A 19,130-nucleotide genomic window follows, 5' to 3' on the forward strand; every position below is an offset into this window, starting at 1 on the left:
CCTCTTATTGTTCTGTCAGCGGGCGCACATGGACGCCGCTTTCGAGGCGCGCCAACTGCGCGTCATCGCTGATGCCAAAGCCGATCTGCGTCACCGCCATGGCGGCAATCGCCGTGGCCCGGCGCAAGGTGGTTTCGGGTACATCGAAGCTGAGCAAACCGTGGAGCATGCCGGCCAGCAACGAATCCCCCGCGCCTACGGTGCTGGCGACGCGGACCTTGGGCGGCGTGGCCTGCAGCGCCGTGCCCGGGCTGAACCAGTTCACGCCGTCGGCACCGTGGGATACCACCACATGCTCAACGCCCCGCGCGTGCAGATGCTCAGCCGCGTCGGCTTGTTGCGCGACGGAATCCGTGGGGCAATCCAGGGCGTCAGCCAATTCTTCGGTGTTGGGTTTGATCAGCCATGGGCCAGCGTTCAACCCGGCGCGCAACGCGGCGCCGCTGGTGTCCAGAGCGACCTTCAAACCGAGGCCTTTCAACTGCACCAACAGGTCTTCGAACCACTGCGGGCTGACGCCACGCGGCAAACTGCCGGCGACCACCACCGCATCGTGCCCGGGGGCGATCAGCATGAGTTGGTTGAGCAACGCTTGCTGCGCCTGCTCGCTGACCAGCGGGCCCGGCGCATTGATGTCGGTGACGCGGCCATCCTGCTCGGCAATCTTGATGTTGCTGCGGGTTTCACCCGGCACGCGGATAAACGCATCGACAAAACCACGGCGAGCGATCAGCGCCTCGAACGCTTGGGGGTTGTCTTCCCCCAGAAAACCACCGACCGTCACTTGATGGCCCAGGTCAGCCAACACCTGGGCCACGTTCACGCCCTTGCCGGCCGCGTGGGTCTGCAGGGGTTCGCTGCGGTTGACTTCACCAGGCTCCAGGCGCGCCAAGCACACCGTAAGGTCCAACGCCGGGTTCAGCGTCAGGGTCAGAATCCTTGCCATCTACACGGCCTCCACAAGGGCTCGCACTTCGGCGGGCGAACCCACCGCAAGTGCTTTTTGCGCCAGGCCCTGGGCCTCGCTCAGACTGAATTCGCGCACGCGCGCCTTCACTTCGGGAATGCTGCGCGCCGACACGCTCAACTCGTCCACGCCCAGGCCCACCAGCACCGGCACCGCCAGCGGATCGGCGGCCAGCTCGCCGCACACACCGACCCATTTGCCATGGGCATGGGCCGCGCGCACGGTGATATCGATCAGTTGCAACACGGCCGGGTGCAAGCCATCGGCCTGGGCCGACAGCGTTGGGTGGCCGCGGTCGATGGCCAGGGTGTATTGGGTCAGGTCGTTGGTGCCAACGCTGAAGAAATCCACTTCCTTGGCCAGCACCGGTGCGAGCAACGCAGCCGACGGCACCTCGATCATGATCCCCAGTTGCAGATCGGCCACCGGGATTTCCAGGCGCAGGCGCTCGGTCATGTCCCGTGCTGCGCGCCACTCATCCACGCTGCCCACCATAGGGAACATGATGCGCAGCGGCCGGTTATCCGCCGAGCGCAGCAGCGCGCGCAATTGCGCCTCCATGATCTGCGGGCGTTGCAAGGTGAGGCGAATGCCGCGCACCCCGAGGAAGGGGTTTTCTTCCTCGGCGATCGGCCAATACGGCAACGGTTTATCGCCCCCCACATCGAGGGTGCGCACCACCAGCGGGCGACCGTCGAGGCCGTCCAGTACACGCCGGTATTCAGCTTCCTGGGTGGCTTCGTCCGGCGCTTGCGGGTGGGCCATGAAAATCAGTTCGGTGCGCAGCAAGCCAATGCCTTCGGCGCCCTGCTCCACCGCACTCGCTACGCCGGCGCTTTCGCCGATGTTGGCGAACACTTCCACGGCGTGACCGTCGCGGGTCACCGCAGGTTCGTGGCGCTGCGCCGAGGCGGCTTGCAGGCGTTGCTCGCGGGTGTCGCGTTCAACGGTGGCGCGTTGCAGGGTGGCAGTGTCCGGGGTGACATGCAGGCGGCCTCGCTGGCCATCGAGCAATAACAGGGTGCCGGCGGCCAGCAGCAACACGCCCGGGCCGGCGCCCACCAACGCGGGGATGCCAAGGGCACGGGCGACGATGGCACTGTGGGCCGTCGCCCCGCCACGGGCAGTGAGGATACCCGCGACCCGCGCCGGGTCGAGCCGCGCCACATCCGATGGGCCGACCTCGTCCATCACCAGAATGTAGGGGTCGTGCGGCTCCTGGGCCGTTTCAATACCGCACAGTTGTGCCAGCACGCGGCGACCAATGTCGCGCAGGTCAGCGGCGCGCTCGGCCAGCAAGGCGTCCTGCAACGCCTCCTGCTGCTTGGCGGCGGCTTCGATCACGCTCATCCAGGCCGCCTCGGCGCTTTCGCCCTGCTTGAGGCGGGTGTCGACTTCATCGGTCAGTTCCGGGTCGTCGAGCATTTCCTGGTGGGTGATGAAAATCTCGCGGATCGCCTTGGCCTGGCTGCGTTCGATCAAGCCCTGGATATCGCGACGCACGTCGTTGAGTGCGGCCTGCAAGCGCTGGCGCTCAATGGCCGAAGACTCACCCCGCAGCGGGTAGTCGAAGGGTTGCAGCACCTGGATATGCGCCGGGCCGATGGCGATGCCGGGGGCGGCGGCGATGGCCTGGAGCTGGCTGCCGGCCAACGGCGCGCTGGCCAGCGGTTCGATATCGAGGATTTCAACCTGGGCCACCACGGTCGGCAATGGCTCGACGTCTTCGCCAAGCCCTTCCTCCACCGCCGCCAACAACGCAGGCAGCGCATCGCCGGCGATGGTAGGTTCCGCGACAAACTCCAGTACCTGACCACGCCGTGCACCGAGGCTGAGCAGCTTACTCAAGCTTTTTACCGACACCGCGCCCACCGGGCCATCGACGATACGCACACGGATATCGCCCTCGAAGCTTTTCGCCAATTGCGCGAGGATCTTCGCCGGCCGCGCGTGCAGCCCATGGGCATTGGCCAGGGTGATGCGCACACTGGGCCAGTCGGGCGGCAGTTCGCCGCCGAGCACTTCGAGTACCGCACGGCTGCTGGTGGCGCGCCCCAGTTCCTGGCCGCGACCTTCGATCAACAACGCGCACAGGCGCTCCAGCAAAGCCTGGTGCGCTTCACCGAGGCTGGCCAGGCAGAACAGACCATTCAACGGCTGGCCGAGGTAACGCATGGGTTTATCCGGCGTGACAAACGCCAGGCCAGGGCGCTTGACCGTTTGCTCGCTGTGCAGCCACCACAGGCCATCGCCCAGGGGCAACGCATCGACTTGCTGCAACACCGCGGCAAAGCCATTGCTGACGCAGTCGGCCTGGCGCAGCAGACGAGCACCGCGCCATACCAGTTCTTCAAAATCGTCGGCCGACACGCCCAGGCTGATCATCTGTGCATCCAGCGCCAACTCCTGCGGCGCGCCTTGCAGCAACTTCAGCAAGGCCTCGGCGGAACCGGCACGACGCAGCGCCTGGCCCAGGTCGGTTTCACCGAGGGCGCGGGTCAGCAGTTGCAGCAAGCGCAGGTGTTCATCGGATTTGGCGGCAATGCCAATCGCCAGGTAAACGATCTGGCCGTCGCCCCAATCCACCCCTTCGGGGAACTGCAGCAGGCGCACGCCGGTGGAAAATACCTGGTCGCGGGTTTCGGGAGTCCCGTGGGGGATGGCGATCCCTTGGCCGAGAAAGGTCGAACCTTGGGCTTCACGGGCTTGCAAGCCGCTGAGATAACCCTCGGCGACCAGGCCATCGGCCACCAACTGGTCAGCGAGCAGGTGCAAGGCAGCAGATTTATCCACAGCCACCTGGCCCATGGATATCTGCTCGTGAGTGAGCTCAAGCATGCCGTTCTCCTAGTTAGTGCGGCGGGCGCACTAGGTATTGTTTTGAATAAATCAGTATAAAGTTGATCATGAATAAGCGACTGAGCAGTCAATTGGCAGTAGCCACTCAGTAGCGAACATCGCAAAAATACGCCTGCTGAAACGTTTAATCTAGAATTTATGGCAGATTACGCGTTAATTGCGCATCCTTGAAGAACCACTCGGCACTTGAGCTGAGACATTAGTCGTGTGCAGTAATCGGTTACGATTGGACAAAATGTCGGGGCCAGCTCTAAAAAACAAGGAAATCCCGGTTTGAAACTCAGTGATATCGCACGTCTGGCCGGTGTGTCCGTGACCACCGCCAGTTATGTCATCAACGGCAAAGCCGAACAGCAACGCATCAGCAGCGCGACCGTCGAGCGCGTGCGTGCGGTGGTCGAAGCCCATGGCTTTACGCCCAACCCCCAGGCAGCCGGGCTGCGCAGCCGGCATACCCGCACGCTGGGTTTTATCCTGCCGGACCTGGAAAACCCCAGTTACGCACGGATCGCCAAGCTATTGGAACAAGGCGCCCGCGCGCGTGGTTATCAATTGCTGATCGCCAGCTCCGACGACAATGCCGACAGCGAACGCCAACTGCTGCAACTGTTCCGCGCCCGACGCTGCGATGCGCTGTTTGTCGCCAGTTGCCTGCCGGCCAGCGACGACAGCTATCGCGAGTTACAAACCAAGGGTTTGCCGGTGATTGCCATCGACCGGGTGATGAACGCCGAACAGTTCTGCTCGGTGGTCAGCGACGACCGCCAGGCCTGCCAGCAACTGACCAGCAGCCTGCTGCAACCGGTGCCCAAGCAGATCGCACTGATCGGTGCGCGGCCTGAGTTGAGCATCAGCCAGGAGCGCGCCGCCGGTTTCCGTGAAGCACTGCAAGGTTTTACCGGCGAAGTGATCGTCGAACAGGGCGAGGCCTTCAGCCGCGATTGTGGCCGCCAACTGATGGAGCAACTTCTCCATCAACTGGGGCATTTGCCTGACGCGCTGGTGACCACCTCTTACGTGCTGCTGCAAGGGGTGTTCGACGCGCTGCATGATTTCCCGCTCAGATCACGCCCGCTACGCCTGGGGACCTTTGGTGATACGCAGTTGCTGGACTTCCTGCCGTTGCCGGTCAATGCCATGGCCCAGCAACATCTGTTGATCGCCGACACGGCGTTGCGCCTGGCCCTGGCCGCCATCGAAGAAGAGCAGTACCAACCCGGCGTGCATGCCATCGGCCGGACCTTCAAGCGGCGTATTCACGAGGCTTGAGCGTGGAGCTGATTGACACCCACACCCACCTCGACTTTCCGGACTTCGACAGCGATCGCCGGGAAGTCCTCGCCCACAGCCGCCAACTCGGCGTGCAGCGCATGGTGGTACTGGGGGTGTATCAGCAGAATTGGCAGCGGTTGTGGGACCTGGTGCAAGGCGATGAAGGCTTGTTCGCCGCCTTCGGCCTGCACCCGGTGTACCTCGATGACCATCGCCCCGCCGACCTGACGGAGCTGGGCGATTGGCTGACCCGCCTGCACGGCCATCGACAACTGTGCGCTGTAGGCGAGATCGGCCTGGATTACTTCCTCGAACAACTGGACCGCACACGCCAGCAACACCTGTTTGAAGCCCAACTGAAACTGGCCGTCGATTTCCAACTGCCAGCGCTGTTGCACGTGCGCCGCAGCCATGCCGCCGTGATTGCCACCCTCAAGCGTATCCGCCTGCCACGGGGCGGCATCATCCACGCCTTTGCCGGTAGCCGGGAAGAAGCGCGCGAATACATCAAGCTGGGTTTCAAGCTGGGCCTGGGCGGTGCCGCCACCTGGCCCCAGGCCCTGCGCATGCATAAGGTGCTCGCCCAACTGCCCCTGGACGCGGTGGTGCTGGAAACCGATTCGCCGGACATGGCCCCCGCCATGTACCCCGGCCAGCGTAACAGCCCGCAACACTTGCCCGATATCTGCACCGCGCTGGCCGAACGCATGGGCCTCAGCCCGCTATTGCTGGCTGAAGCGAGCACACGCAATGCGTGCGAGTTGTTCAATTGGTAGGGCGTTGACCGGCCTGACCACTTGCAGGTCCAAGGTCATCCGCTGCCGATGACGGGCGTAGCGTGCCACCAGGAAATGCACCAACAGCACCAGCAGTGAAATATTCAACTGCCCGATAACGCTGATCAGCCCGAGCCACTCTGCCACCAACGCCACGATCAGGGCCACGCAGGTGAACACCACCATGCTCAGTCGTACCAAGGCCCAATGGTCCAATGCCCTGAACTGACGCAGTTTCCGGGTGCAGCACAACTGCAGAATCCTATGGCAGTACGGGCAATCGAAGGGTTCTTCAATGGCAATGGCATTCAACTGCCAAGGCTTGAGTTCGAAGGTGATGTCGCAATGGGCGCAGTGCCCTTTGATGCCTATGGCAGCGGTCATCGTCTTGCCTCCCTTGGACTGTGATTATTGGCTGAAACAAATTCTCACCCATTCTCGGCAGCAAAGACGAAGTACAAGAAAATCAAGACAAGTACCACTCCAGTAAAAGAAACATCCTACTCAACAGTCTTACACGCGAAACGCGCCGATCAATTGCTTCAACTCAATCACCTGGCGCGACAACTGCCGGCTGGCCGCCTCGGCCTGATGGGCACCCTGGGCGGCATGTTCACCTGCACGATTGATTTCGACGATGTTCTGGTCGATATCGTGGGCGACGGCGGTTTGCTGCTCCACGGCTGCCGCAATCTGCTGGTTCTGATCGACGATCATGCCGACGGCACCCAGGATGTTTTCCAAGGCCTGCTGGACCTTTTCCGACTGCCCCACCGTGCCATTCGCCATGGCATGGCTGGTTCCCATAGCCTTGACCGCCGCGTCGACACCACTGTGCAAACGGCTGATCATCTGCTCGATTTCCTCGGTGGAGTGCTGGGTCCGCCGCGCGAGGGTGCGCACTTCATCGGCCACCACCGCAAAACCGCGCCCCTGCTCTCCGGCGCGGGCGGCTTCAATCGCGGCGTTCAGCGCCAGTAGATTGGTTTGCTCGGCAATGCTCTTGATCACTTCCAGCACGCTGCTGATCGATTGGCTATCGGTCGCCAACTGGTTGATCACCCGCACCGACTCATCAATGTCCAAGGCCAGGCGCGCGATGCTGCCTTGCTGGGATTGCACCAGGCCACGACCGCTGACGGTTTCATCGTTGACACTATGGGCGCTGCTGACCGCCGCCGCCGCATTGCGCGCCACTTCCTGCGCCGTGGAGGACATCTGGTTCATGGCGGTCGCCACTTGCTCGATCTGGCTGCGCTGGCCGGACACCGCCTGGTTGCTGCGGACTGAGACCGCCTCCACTTGGCTGGCTTGCAACTCGACCTGGCCGACGGTGTGGCCGACGCGCTCGATCAGGTCGTGGATCTTGGCCACGGTGCCATTGAACACCTCGCCCAGTTCCCCCAGCTCGTCGCGACTATGAGCGACGAACGTGACCGTCATGTCGCCCGCCGCCACCTTGTCCATCATCACCCCCAGGCGTCGCAGGGTGGTGCGGGTGGAGGCATAGAAGCCCGCGTACAAATAGAAGATCAGCAAAAACACCGCCGCCAGGGCGCACACCAGCACCACCATGTGCGTACGGTACTGCGCCAGGCGCTGCTCCAGCTGGTGCCCGAGAAACGCCAGCGTGGCTTCATCGAGCTGATAGGTCTGGGCCATCAGTTGGCTGACGTTGTCGTAGAAACCCTGCCACGGTGCGTCGAGGGTTTCAGCCATCACCACCTGCTCTTCGAAGACCTCACTGGCTTGCTTGAGGCTGGCATTGCTGGCCTTGGCCAGGCTGTCGAGCGCAGCGTGGGCGGCCTGGCTGGAACCGAGGGCGTCCTGGAGTTTCAGGGCGTATTCGGCGTGGAGTTTTTCCAGTTGCTGCAGCAACTCGTCAAAGCGGGTGCTGGAGGACGAATTGAGGAACCCCTGGCCCAGGGAATAGGCGCCCATCGCCCGCCCCTCCCCCAGCGTCTGGGTGACCTGCGGGGTGATGCTGGTGATCAGCTCGCTGAGCTGGCGCAAATCGCTCTGGGGGTCGCGGCTCAAGCCGGCCTGGCTGGCGATGATCTGGCTGAGCATCTGCGCTTTGTTGAGCAACTTGCCGATCAGCGCGCTTTTACTCAGCAGGGAGGACTCCTGCTGCTGGGCCTTGAAGGCAGCGATCAATTCGTCGCGCTTGGCATCGAAGGCGGCAATTTGCTCAGGGTCGGTGGTCATGGCCGTGAGCCCCTGCACCCGTGCCAACACATGCTGCTCCAACGTGGTGATCTTGCCTTCAAGGTCGCCAGCCTTACCGGACTGGCCCAGGGTTGCGTTGATTTGCACCTGGTTGTTGAGGGTTTCCAGGTCGCGGCGCAGGGCCAGGCTGCTGCCGAGCAGGTCGAGGCTTTGCAGTTCGATGCGGGTGCCCTGGAACTCACGCCACGAATCACGCACCAGGAAATAGTTGGTCGCCAGCATGGGCAGCAGGAACAGCACACTGATCAGGCTGAACTTCATGCCGAAGCTCAGGCGGTTCATCAGCGCGACGGCGGGATAGAGCAAGCTCTTCACGGGTGAACTCCCTTCCTATTATTTTTATTTGAGGCGCAGGGCGGCGGCAGAAAGCCACTATTTGGCGCTCCGTCTGTATAGCTCAAATCGAAAGGGAGTTTTGTAACTTAAGGTTAACGAGAACGGAGCCGGCGGGCCGGCTCCTCCCAGGTCAGGGCAGCACCGTCCAGATGGCGAACCCGGCATACCACAGCACCGCCGCACGCAGCAGCAGTTCCCACAGGCGATCCAGGCTGTTGATGCCATCAGCCCCCACCACCGGCGGCGGAATCTCAGCGGCCACCAGACCGACTTTTTCGACCAACTGCGCGGCGCTGATATCCCAGCTCAGCAATTCGTGAAGCATCACACGGCTGACCGCGACAAAGTTGCCCACCAGGGCAAAGCTGGCCGCGAGCAAGCGCACCGGTAACCAGTCGAAGGCATGGCGCAGTTGGCCGGCACGCTCGGCTACCAAGGGGTTCTGGCTGTGCTCACTGGCCAGTGCCAGCAGGCGATAAGCCAGGGCCGCGACAGGGCCCAGCAGGAAGTACCAGAAGATCACCGCGAAGAAACTCTGGTAGGCCTGCCATAGAAGATGGCCCTGAACCCGTTCCAGCAGTTGTTCCCCGCTGTCCGCTGCGATCTTCAGGTCTCGCTCGGCCACATGCTCGGCGGCCTGCAAGTCGCCCCGGCGCCACGCATCTCGAAACGGTCCGAGGCCGGCGAGCAGATCCCCCCGCCCCAGGCTGTAGATCACCACCAACAGGTGCACCGGCAACGCCAACAGGCCGTAGGCCACCGGCTCCAGTACCAGCAGCAGCAAGGCCAGCAAGGCCACCGGCAACAACACCAGCAGCGCCAGGATCAGCCACGGCTGCTTGCCCATGCGCGGGCTCGCCTCCAACTTGGCCAGCTCGCGTAACCAGCCGCCATCACGCTGCAACCGCTGGCGCAAGGCCGAGAATTTCTCGATCCACACGGCCAGCACCAATACCAGGAAACTCATTGTGCGTGTCCTCCATCCTGCAGGGCGCTACGAAAGCGTACCCAATCAAAAGCGGGGCCAGGGTCGGTCTTGCGCCCCGGCGCGATATCACTGTGGCCACAAATGCGCTGACGGGTAATGTCGGGGTAAGCCACCAGCAACTGGCGCGTCAGGTCGATCAGCGACGCATACTGCGCATCCGTGAACGGCAAGTCATCCGTACCTTCCAGTTCGATACCAAGGGAAAAGTCATTGCAGGTCTCACGCCCATCGAAGCACGAAACCCCGGCATGCCAGGCCCGGTCGAGGCACGATACAAACTGCGTCACCGTGCCGTCGCGCTCAATCAGAAAATGCGCAGACACCCGTAAGTCGGCAATCCCTTCAAAGTAGGGATGTTCCGTGACATCCAGGCGATTCTGGAAAAACGCCTGCACCTTGCCGGTCGCGAACTGCGCTGGCGGCAGGCTGATGTTATGCACCACCAACAGTGAGATTTCGCCGGTGGGGCGCTCGTTGAAGTTGGGCGAAGGGCAATGCGCAATGCCCTGGCACCAGCCGCTGGTGGGGTCCAACTGCATACAGGATCCTTGAACGTGACGAAGTGTGACCAGTATGCCGCGTTCCACCCGGTGGGTGCGATCACTTGCCGCGATTGAGTTGACGCAATGTGTTCGTCACCGCTGCCAGCGCGCGGTCGAACAACAGGCCATCGTCCAGCAGGCGCAAGGTGCCACGCTTGAACGCCAGCGCCAGTTGGCCGACGCTTTTCTCCAAGACCTTGAGCCCCATGCGGTTGACGAAAATGTAGCGGTTGGACGGTGCCATGATCGCCGTAAGCTTGCAGCGCAGGGGGGGTTCTTCAAGCGCCTGGAACTCGACCCAACCTCCGACACGCAGTTGCTGGACCTTGAGCCGCGCGGGATCGTCCAGCGGCAGGTCCTCGGCGGTGTCGGGCAGGCCCGGGCTGAGCACAAACGGCTGGCTGACTTCGACCAGGGTCTCGACGCCCTCATCCGGCTGAATATGCAGGGCCTGCAACCGCACAAAAAACTCACGCGTACTGAAAGGATCGAACGCCGCGCTGGTCAAGCCATCGCGCAACGCTTTGAGCAAGCCCGGTAGTTGCTCCAGTAAATGCCGCCCGGCCTCGGTGTCTTGCTGCAGGCTCACACTCCAGATCAACTCGTCCATGGTCCGCAACCCCGCCTGCCATTGCACCGACTCTTCGCCGTGCTTGAGGCTGGCCAGCAACAGTACCTGGCTCCAGGCCTGCTGGAGAAACTGCACCACCGCGCGCGGCAGTACTTTGCCCAGCAGCCGGCGGTTCAGCACATCCGCCACGCGCTGGCGAGCCTCTTCGGTACGCAGGTGCCCGGCTTCAGCGTCACGGGTGTGCTGTTCGATCAGCTCACTGCGGCGCCGCTCGTTCGCGGTAAACGCGCAGAACTCCGTCAAAAGCTGGGTAAAAATCGCCGGATCCTCGACAAACTCGTTCAACAAACGCTGTACCACCTGCTCGATGCGCACGTACAGGCTATCGCGCTGATACTCATCGCACGGGTTCCAGGTCATGGCCATGGCCGCGATTTCATTGAGCAGCCGACGGGCCGGGTGGCTGGGGCGACTGAAAAAACTCTTATCCAGCACCGCCACTTTCAGCAAGGGAATCTGCAAGCGTGCGATCAAGGCCTTGAAGGCGTCAGGCACGCCATGGTCATTGAGCATGAACTCGAACAGCAGGGCGATCAGGTTGATCACGTCTTCGTCGGCATCCTCCACCACGCGGGACTTGCCACTCTTGACACTGACCCGGGTCAACAGCTGTTCAAGCTGGTTGCGCAAGTCGAAGTCGTCCTCGACGTCCGGCTCCGGTACGTATTGCTGCAAGTGCGACAGCAGGCGCAACAGGTCACGGGTGGCAATCGGCTGAGGTTCGGCACTGGCTTCGAGGGTGGGCGCCACGCTGCCACGTACGGCCGCCAGAAGTTCCTGCAGGGCGGCAAAGGCTTGCTGGCCGTTTTCGTCGACCGGTTGATCGGACGTCGGCACATTGTCTTCACGCGGATGCTCGCGTGTCGCCCGCCCGCCGAGGCGCCGCGACGGCACAGCCTTGAGCTCGGGCAGCACCCCCGTGGCAACCAGCAACTGATTGGCCTCGCCGTACAGGTAGTCGGCGTCGCTGAGGACGTACTTTTCAAATAGCTTGAGCATGATCAGCTTGACGCGGATTTCCACCCCGAGGCTGCGCCCTGCCCGCAGGAAGAACTCACACAACAACGCCGGCCCCAGGGGGTTCTCACGCTCATCCAGGTGCTTATCCAGCAATGCATTCAGGCGCGCGGTCAATTGCCCCAGGGCCAAGCCATCGCGATGGCGCACGCGAACCAGCATGGCCTCCAACGCCACGGTTTTTTCCCGGTCATCGCTGGAGGTGCCTGACGCCGTATCGTAGGAAACCACCGGAACCAACTGCAGGTCACCGCGCCCAGCCTGGCCCAGGTTGGCAAAGGCCTCGAACAATTGCTCCATGAACACCCGTTCGAAATTCTTGCGCTTGAGGCGCAAGTCGCGCATGGCTTCAAAGAAAATATGGTGATCGATGTTGTTGCGGGCCTTGTCGGCCATTTCGAACAGGGTGTCGTCGGCGTTATCGAACAGTTCCTGCAAGCCCTGCTGCAATTGTTGCGCGGACTTGTCGCGAACCTGCAGCAATACCACCGGCAGGCGAGCGAGCGGCGATGGCGTGGCCTGTGCCTTGTGAATAGGCACCACCTTTCCGTCATTGTGCATCCTGGCCTCCTGAAACGGCGGTGTGGGTTGGGGAACGATCGGGTACAGGGCCGGCTGGGCACTGCGGTTTTCCGGTTATCACCAGTACGTCAAAGCTATGACGCCAATTGCAAGGCGCGAGATTATCTTGCAAATGAGGGCCGTTGCGCCAGCAAACTCTGTCATTGGCGTGTAAATGAGCAGGTGGCTGGGTTCAAACGCGCGCTGCCCCTATAATCGGGGCACTTTGTTTGTGGAGCCTGTTATGCCGAACCTCCGTCTTGCCGACCTCACCGCCGAAATCGAAGCCAATGTGCGCCGCGCACTGCTGGAAGACATCGGCAGTGGCGACATCACCGCACAGTTGATCCCGGCCGAACGGCTGGCCAAGGCCACGATCATCACGCGCGATGCGGCGGTGATCAGTGGTACCGCTTGGGTAGACGCGGTGTTCCGCCAGCTGGACCCGCGGGTCGCCGTGCATTGGCAAGTCGCCGACGGTGAACGCGTGAGCCCCAACCAGGCGCTGTTCCACCTTGAAGGCCCGGCGCGCTCGCTGCTCAGCGGCGAGCGTTGTGCGTTGAATTTTCTGCAGTTGTTGTCAGGCGTAGCCACTCGGGCCCAGTACCTCGCCGATTTTGTCGCCAGCACCCAGGTCAAGCTGCTCGACACGCGCAAGACCCTTCCCGGCCTGCGCCTGGCGCAGAAGTACGCCGTGACCTGCGGGGGCTGCCACAACCACCGTATTGGCTTGTATGACGCCTTTCTGATCAAGGAAAACCATATCGCGGCCTGCGGAGGCATTGCCCAGGCCATTAACGCCGCGCACCAGATCGCCCCAGGCAAGCCGGTGGAAATCGAAGTGGAAAGCCTGGACGAATTGCGCGAAGCCCTGGCGGCGGGCGCCGACATCATCATGCTCGATGAACTGAGCCTGGATGACATGCGCGAAGCCGTGCGCCTGAATGGCGGCAAGGCCAAGCTGGAAGCCAGCGGCGGGATCAATGAAAACACCCTGCTGCCCATCGCAGAAACCGGAGTGGATTACATCTCCATCGGCGCGATGACCAAGGATGTGAAGGCGGTGGATTTGTCGATGCGCCTCAGTATTTGAGCACCTTAACTGTAGGAGCGAGCTTGTTCGCGAAAAACCTGAGAACGCCGCAGGGTACCAGGCAGCCCGCGTCATCGTTAGCGATTTTCGCGAGCAAGCTCGCTCCTACACAAGCAAGCGCTTAAACCACCAGGTCATTCATCTCGCAGTACTCTTCCCACTCGACACCCAGCACCTCGGCCGCTTCCTTGTGCAGGGCCAGCCGTGCCGCTTCGAACTCTTCCGGTGTCGAGGTGTACTTGAGGGTCAGCTCCCAAGGCTGCAAGCCCTGGCTCTCGGCCTCGTCCTCGAATGCCCACTGGATCTGGTCACGCTGATCTTCAGCGCTCAGGTCCTTGATCTCTTCTTTAAGCTGCGGCGATTCCCCGATGTACTTGTCGAGGGCTGCTTGGTGCCGAACTTCCTGGGTCATCTCAGTCGTGGTCATGTTGTTCTCTTAGATCGAGGAATGGGGATGCATCTGGGTCATCAAGGTTGCGCAGATACAAAAGAACAGGCACGAATGCCGGCTCGTCTGGCCTTCAGAACCATTCTGGGATCATCTGAAAACGTTGCCTTTGAAACACTGTTGCCTTTGTGCCCGAGACAGGAATCGAACCTGCGACCTTCGCGTTACGAGTGCGCTGCTCTACCGGCTGAGCTACACGGGCGGTGGGCTAAAGCTAGCACCGCATCGGGCGTCCGGCAACTTACGGCGGTGAGAGGGCAATCACGCCCTGAGCCCAGAAGCGCGGTTGCAGGTACCCGCCACGGGTATCCAGATAGCGCTGCTGCGCTTGCTGGAGATGCGGCAGGTCACGCACGGCCACCCACACCAGCAGACCAACGGCCAACACACTCGCCACGTTCCAGGCGCCCCAGGCCAGGGGCAATGCGGGCGTTGCCGGGGTGCGCCAGGCATGCAACGCCATCAGCCAGCCCACCACCAGCGCCAACCACACCTGCGAGTTAGGCATCACGATCACACCATCCACCATGGACTGCGTCAGCGCGCCGATCAGCGACGCAAACAGGCAGGTGCGCAGCAGGTCGGCACACGTTGCAAATTGCGCCCGTTCACGGAGTACGCCAACGGTGGCCCAACTCGCCCGCCACGCCAGAATTGCCACGCATAGGGCCGATGGCACGCCCCATTCACTGACCCATTGCAGGATCGCCTGATGGGGGTGGGCAGCAATGTTGTTGGCAATATCGGCGAAATGCATCGGCCCAAAACCCAACCATGGATGCTCGACCAGCATGTGCCACGCTTGCCACCAGATCGGGCCGCGCCCCGACAGAGAGGTGGTCAGGCGATCGGCTGCCGCCTGGGAAACTTCGATGCCCAGGTACCCCACCAGCACCGTGAACAAGAGCCAATACAGCAATAGCCCACCGCACAGTGCCACCCACTGCCAGGCCAGCCAGCGCCGCCCCCAAGGCCCCAGCACTGCCAGCACCCCACTTGCCATCGCCATGCCAAGCCACGTGCCACGTGTGCCGCCGCTGATTGCGATCAACCACCAGACACACAACAACGCCAACACCGCACTTCGTACGGGACGGCTGACGCCGGGCAGCAGCAGGGGAAGGGCCAGCAACGGCAGAGTGAAGGTCTGGAATTGACCGTAGAAACGCTTATTGGCAAAACCTGACAGGAGCAGGTCAGGGTCCAGTAACCGTTGACCACTGGTAATAGCCAGCAGGCCAGCATGCAGATACTGGATCGATTTGATCAGGCACAACAGCACCACGACCAGCACCAGGACGCGGTCCAAAGGCTCACCGCCGTGGCGCCGAAGCAAGGCAAATGCAAGCGCAATCGCCCCACAGACGATAAACAGCGCCACCTCGGTGAATGCCCAGAGTGGCTGGTGGGCCAGGGCCGAAGACAGCAGGCCCAGCCCGATAATCAGCACCAGGCCGATGGCGGTGGGCCGATCCACCAGCCGCTCAATCGGAGAAACCGACAGCCCATACAGCACCGCACACAATCCCAGGGCAATCTGCACCCCTCGTTGCAGGTCGTGCCCACTGAAGGGGGCACAGATACCCAGCACCAACAGGCACACCGCTGCCACCAGGAAAACATTGCCGCGCTGCTGCAGGGATAACGACATTGGCCACCTTTACATCCATGTGCGGGGCTTGACGTTAAGCGCCGCTGGCATCACAACCCTTGGCGGCGTATTTCGCCTCAGCGGTGGTCACGCACTTCCAGCCGGCGGTGGCGCTGCGCGTCAGGGTGATGGTCTTGCCCAGCACCGGCGCCGGGGCATCGAGTATTTCGCAACTGATGGAACCGTTACCGGTGGCGACATCCCCGGCCACGTCGATCTTGCAGTTGGCGGTCGGGCTGGTGCCGCCGACCAGTTCCAGCTTCGGCTCGGTGCCTTGGTTGAAAACATCCTCGTAGCCGGCTTTCAACGCGGTGATCTCAGCCAGCCCCGCGGTGAACTTGGCCTTGGCCTGGTGCGTGGTGTACATGGGCAAGCCGATGGTGGCCAAAATGCCGATGATTGCCACGACGATCAACAACTCGATCAAGGTAAAGCCTTTCTGACGCATCACATTCACTCTCCAGAATAGAACCCATGACAAGGCGCGTCCTGCACCCCGTATTTCACAGCCGCGCCAGTGTACTCACCCGCGAGCGGCCCATCGCGCACAAGACGCACATTCTGACATTTTATCGTGCAACACCAGGCCGCCCGAATTTGTCACCTGACTAAGCTATAAAACTTCGACGAACTGGGTGCGGAAATGGACATGGACAACGCTTCAAGGACCTACGCGTGGGAAGGCACCAACCGCCAGGGGCACAGGGTGTCCGGGCACACCACGGGCCACAACCTCGCCCTGATCAAGGCCAAGCTGCGCCAGCAAGGGATCCGCCCCAGCCGTGTGCGCAGGCAATTCCCCGGCCTGGCCTGCCTCGCCGCGCCGATCAAACCCACTGACATCGCCCTGCTCACCCGCCAGTTGGCGACCTTGCTGAAAGCCGGCATTCCTCTGCTGCAAGCCTTCGATATCATCAGCGACGGCTTCGAGAGCCGGTCGATGCAGGAACTGCTCAAGGGGTTGAAGCAGGACATCGCCGCCGGCACCGCACTGGCGACCGCGCTGCGCAAACAGCCACGCTATTTCGATGACCTGTACTGCAACCTGATTGCCGCCGGCGAACAGGCCGGGGCATTGGAAACGCTGCTGGAACGCATTGCCACTCACCTGGAAAAGAGTGAGCAGCTAAAGGCGCGAATCAAGAAAGCCATGACCTACCCGATCGCCGTCCTGGTGGTGGCGAGCCTGGTCAGCAGCATCCTGCTGATCCACGTGGTGCCGCAGTTTCAGAACCTGTTCGCCGGAGTCGACGGCCAGTTGCCCGGTTTTACCCTGCACGTCATCGGCCTGTCCACGTTCATGCAGCAAGCCTGGTGGGCTCTGGCGCTTGGCCTCGGGGCCGGTTTTTTCGCGCTGCGCCACGCCTATCGCGTAGCCCCTGGCTTTCGTCAGGGGCTGGATACGGGTTTGTTGAAAGCCCCCTTGGCAGGCACACTGCTGAAGAAATCGGCCGTGGCACGCTATGCCCGCACGCTTTCCACCACGTTCGCGGCTGGGGTGCCGCTGGTACAGGCATTGGATTCAGTGGCAGGTGCCGTCGGCAACGGGCCGTACAAGCAGGCGATCAAACATATGCGTCATGAGGTATCCACAGGCATGCAGTTGAACCAATCCATGGCCGCCAGCGGTCTCTTTCCAGGCATGGCAATTCAGATGACGGCCATCGGCGAGGAGTCGGGCACACTCGAGCGCATGCTGGAAAAAGTCGCGAACCACTATGAATCGGAAGTCGACAACTTGGTCGACAACCTCACCAGCCTGATGGAGCCGCTGATAATGGTGGTGCTGGGGGGCATTGTCGGGGCGCTGGTAATTGCGATGTACCTGCCGGTCTTCCAACTCGGTACAGCGTTTTGAACCTGCTGCTGACTGAGCAGCCATGGGCGTTTGTCGCAGTGGCCCTGGTACTGGGGCTGATCATCGGTAGCTTCCTCAATGTACTGGTATGGCGCCTGCCGAAAATGCTTGAGCGGGAATGGCGCGCACAAGCCCTTGAAGTGCTCGGCATGCCCGCCGACCCCGCCGGGCCCACCTACAACCTGATGCACCCCAACTCCTGCTGCCCGCACTGCAATCACCCGATTCGCCCGTGGGAGAATATCCCGCTGCTCAGCTACCTCATGCTCCGGGGGCGTTGCGCCCATTGTCAGCAGCCGATCAGTGCACGCTACCCCATCACTGAACTGGCCTGCGGGCTGATCTCGGCCATGGTGGCCTGGCATTTTGGCTTTGGCTGGCAAGCCGGGGCAGTCATGTTGTTGAGCTGGGGGCTGCTGGCAATGAGCCTGATCGATGTGGATCACCAACTGCTACCCGATATCCTGGTCCTGCCGCTGCTGTGGCTGGGGCTGATCATCAACAGCGCCGACCTGCTGACCGCACTGCCGGACGCACTGTGGGGCGCGGTGATCGGCTACCTAAGTCTGTGGACAGTGTTCTGGCTGTTCAAACTGGTGACCGGCAAGGACGGCATGGGCCATGGTGACTTCAAGTTATTGGCGCTGCTTGGCGCCTGGGGCGGCTGGCAGATTCTGCCGATGACGCTACTGATGTCTTCGCTGGTGGGCGTGATCGTAGGGCTGATTCTGATGCGCTTGCGCAAGGCTGAGATCTCGGCACCGATGCCGTTTGGTCCCTATCTGGCAATTGCCGGCTGGATTGCCGTGCTCTGGGGTGGTCAAATAACCGACTTCTATTTGCAGTCTGTCGGTTTCAGATGACCACTTCTGTTGCAACACCTTGGATCCTTGGCCTCACTGGCGGTATCGGCAGCGGCAAAAGCGCTGCGGCCCAGCACTTTGTCGACCTGGGCGTCGACCTGGTGGATGCCGACCACGCCGCCCGTTGGGTGGTCGAGCCTGGCCGTCCGGCGCTCGCCCGCATCGCCGAACACTTTGGTGCCGGCGTGCTGCAGCGCGACGGCCAACTGGACCGCGCCGCGCTGCGCAAGCTGATCTTTGAAGTCCCCGAAGAACGCCGCTGGCTGGAAGCCTTGCTGCACCCATTGATTGGCGAGGAGATTCGCAATCACCTGGCCCGCGCCCGATCGCCGTATGCGATCCTGGTGTCACCGCTGCTGATCGAATCCGGCCAGTACCACATGACCCAGCGCATCCTGGTGATCGATGTACCGCAATCCCTGCAGATTCAGCGTACCCTGCTGCGCGACGGCATCAGCGAACAACAGGTGCAGGCGATTCTCAAGGCCCAGTCCAGCCGCGAAGACCGCCTGAACCATGCCGATGACGTACTGGTCAATGACCGAGACCTCGCCTGGCTGCACAGCGAGGTCGAGCGACTGCACCACTTTTACCTTACTTTGCGTGGAGGCCGATCATGAGCCAACCCTTGACCGTCGAATGCCCAACCTGCGGCGCACCCGTGGAATGGAAAGCGACCAACCTCAACCGGCCGTTCTGCTCGGACCGTTGCAAGCTCATCGACCTGGGCGCCTGGGCCGCTGAGGAACACAAGATCCCCGTGGCGCCGGACGCCGAAGACGAGCTGTTTTCCGAAGACCTGCCGCCGCGCCATTAAGGCCGCATAAAGGCATATTCCTGCTGGTCGTCGAGGTTCTCTGCAAGGTATTGCAACTCGTCGGCCAGGTCTTCGAAACTGCGCACACCTTTGCTCTGCTGCACCACGGCGCTGAGCATCGCGCGCAGGGTCAAGCCTGGGTCAAAACCGATTTCCTGCGCCGCGTCCTGGCTTCTGCGCAACTCCTGCCGTGCCCACTCATACACACTCATGATTTGTACT

Annotated in this window: 17 protein-coding genes, 1 tRNA gene and 2 pseudogenes; 7 read left to right on the top strand and 13 right to left on the bottom strand. The window is 62.0% G+C overall.

Annotated features, from left to right (window positions below; translation table 11 throughout):
* Positions 1-4: 4 nt before the first annotated feature.
* Both pfkB and ptsP read right to left on the bottom strand, forming a co-directional pair.
* The gene (pfkB, locus tag A7317_RS03310; RefSeq protein WP_024073397.1) at positions 5-946 is read right to left on the bottom strand and encodes a 1-phosphofructokinase; all 942 of its coding nucleotides are present in this window, start codon (positions 944-946) and stop codon (positions 5-7) included.
* The gene (ptsP, locus tag A7317_RS03315; RefSeq protein WP_024073396.1) at positions 947-3,805 is read right to left on the bottom strand and encodes a phosphoenolpyruvate--protein phosphotransferase; all 2,859 of its coding nucleotides are present in this window, start codon (positions 3,803-3,805) and stop codon (positions 947-949) included. It lies immediately after the preceding gene.
* Positions 3,806-4,099: 294 nt separating this feature from the next.
* Here ptsP and cra point away from each other — a divergent pair, with 294 nt between their 5' ends.
* Positions 4,100-5,095, top strand: coding sequence for a catabolite repressor/activator (gene cra / locus A7317_RS03320; protein ID WP_069075196.1), 996 nt, complete (start codon positions 4,100-4,102; stop codon positions 5,093-5,095).
* 2 nt (positions 5,096-5,097) lie between these two features.
* A complete protein-coding gene (locus A7317_RS03325; RefSeq protein ID WP_024073394.1) occupies positions 5,098-5,874 on the top strand; it encodes a TatD family hydrolase in 777 nt (258 codons plus the stop codon).
* Here A7317_RS03325 and A7317_RS03330 read toward each other — a convergent pair.
* The 6 genes and pseudogenes from A7317_RS03330 to A7317_RS03350 all read right to left on the bottom strand — a co-directional run bounded on the left by A7317_RS03330 (position 5,821) and on the right by A7317_RS03350 (position 12,178).
* Positions 5,821-6,258 carry a hypothetical protein gene (locus tag A7317_RS03330; RefSeq protein ID WP_069075197.1) on the bottom strand — a complete coding sequence of 146 codons (438 nt, stop codon included), beginning with the start codon at positions 6,256-6,258 and terminating at the stop codon, positions 5,821-5,823. The genes A7317_RS03325 and A7317_RS03330 overlap by 54 nt on opposite strands.
* Positions 6,259-6,387: 129 nt before the next feature.
* A pseudogene (locus A7317_RS31425) lies at positions 6,388-6,897 on the bottom strand (methyl-accepting chemotaxis protein); the annotation flags it as partial.
* A 348-nt stretch (positions 6,898-7,245) separates the two neighbouring features.
* Positions 7,246-8,385, bottom strand: a pseudogene (locus A7317_RS31430) (HAMP domain-containing protein); the annotation flags it as partial.
* 184 nt (positions 8,386-8,569) lie between these two features.
* Positions 8,570-9,406 (bottom strand): regulatory signaling modulator protein AmpE, encoded by an 837-nt coding sequence (gene ampE, locus A7317_RS03340; RefSeq protein ID WP_024073391.1) that lies wholly within the window; start codon positions 9,404-9,406, stop codon positions 8,570-8,572.
* Positions 9,403-9,966 carry a 1,6-anhydro-N-acetylmuramyl-L-alanine amidase AmpD gene (ampD, locus tag A7317_RS03345; RefSeq protein WP_024073390.1) on the bottom strand — a complete coding sequence of 188 codons (564 nt, stop codon included), beginning with the start codon at positions 9,964-9,966 and terminating at the stop codon, positions 9,403-9,405. Before ampD ends, ampE begins: the two co-directional genes overlap by 4 nt.
* A gap of 61 nt (positions 9,967-10,027) precedes the next feature.
* Complete coding sequence (locus A7317_RS03350; RefSeq protein ID WP_069075199.1) at positions 10,028-12,178, bottom strand: DUF1631 domain-containing protein; 2,151 nt, start codon at positions 12,176-12,178, stop codon at positions 10,028-10,030.
* A 244-nt stretch (positions 12,179-12,422) separates the two neighbouring features.
* Here A7317_RS03350 and nadC point away from each other — a divergent pair, with 244 nt between their 5' ends.
* Positions 12,423-13,271 (top strand): carboxylating nicotinate-nucleotide diphosphorylase, encoded by an 849-nt coding sequence (nadC, locus tag A7317_RS03355; RefSeq protein ID WP_024073388.1) that lies wholly within the window; start codon positions 12,423-12,425, stop codon positions 13,269-13,271.
* A 121-nt stretch (positions 13,272-13,392) separates the two neighbouring features.
* Here nadC and A7317_RS03360 read toward each other — a convergent pair whose 3' ends face one another.
* From A7317_RS03360 to A7317_RS03375, 4 genes are all read right to left on the bottom strand, one after another.
* On the bottom strand, positions 13,393-13,698 hold the full coding sequence (locus A7317_RS03360; protein ID WP_024073387.1) for a DUF6388 family protein: 306 nt from the start codon (positions 13,696-13,698) through the stop codon (positions 13,393-13,395).
* Between the two features lie 150 nt (positions 13,699-13,848).
* Positions 13,849-13,921, bottom strand: a tRNA-Thr gene (locus tag A7317_RS03365).
* 39 nt (positions 13,922-13,960) lie between these two features.
* On the bottom strand, positions 13,961-15,370 hold the full coding sequence (locus A7317_RS03370) for an O-antigen ligase family protein (protein ID WP_069075200.1): 1,410 nt from the start codon (positions 15,368-15,370) through the stop codon (positions 13,961-13,963).
* A 34-nt stretch (positions 15,371-15,404) separates the two neighbouring features.
* Positions 15,405-15,818: a pilin gene (locus A7317_RS03375; RefSeq protein WP_024073385.1), complete on the bottom strand. Its 414-nt coding sequence runs from the start codon at positions 15,816-15,818 to the stop codon at positions 15,405-15,407.
* A gap of 201 nt (positions 15,819-16,019) precedes the next feature.
* Here A7317_RS03375 and A7317_RS03380 point away from each other — a divergent pair, with 201 nt between their 5' ends.
* Genes A7317_RS03380 through yacG form a run of 4 tightly spaced genes read left to right on the top strand, consistent with a single transcriptional unit; the run spans position 16,020 to position 18,908 of the window.
* Positions 16,020-17,228, top strand: coding sequence for a type II secretion system F family protein (locus tag A7317_RS03380; RefSeq protein WP_069075201.1), 1,209 nt, complete (start codon positions 16,020-16,022; stop codon positions 17,226-17,228).
* Complete coding sequence (locus A7317_RS03385) at positions 17,225-18,091, top strand: prepilin peptidase (protein WP_069075202.1); 867 nt, start codon at positions 17,225-17,227, stop codon at positions 18,089-18,091. Before A7317_RS03380 ends, A7317_RS03385 begins: the two co-directional genes overlap by 4 nt.
* Entirely contained in the window at positions 18,088-18,711 is a 624-nt protein-coding gene (gene coaE, locus A7317_RS03390; protein WP_024073382.1) for a dephospho-CoA kinase, read from the top strand. Before A7317_RS03385 ends, coaE begins: the two co-directional genes overlap by 4 nt.
* The gene (yacG, locus tag A7317_RS03395) at positions 18,708-18,908 is read left to right on the top strand and encodes a DNA gyrase inhibitor YacG (RefSeq protein ID WP_017845472.1); all 201 of its coding nucleotides are present in this window, start codon (positions 18,708-18,710) and stop codon (positions 18,906-18,908) included. Before coaE ends, yacG begins: the two co-directional genes overlap by 4 nt.
* On the opposite strand, the gene A7317_RS03400 is transcribed toward yacG, so the two are convergent.
* Positions 18,905-19,120, bottom strand: a complete 216-nt coding sequence (locus A7317_RS03400) for a hypothetical protein (RefSeq protein WP_003171680.1) — start codon at positions 19,118-19,120, stop codon at positions 18,905-18,907. The genes yacG and A7317_RS03400 overlap by 4 nt on opposite strands.
* Positions 19,121-19,130 lie beyond the last annotated feature (10 nt).

It is taken from the genome of Pseudomonas fluorescens (assembly GCF_001708445.1).
Lineage (GTDB): Bacteria > Pseudomonadota > Gammaproteobacteria > Pseudomonadales > Pseudomonadaceae > Aquipseudomonas > Aquipseudomonas gorinensis.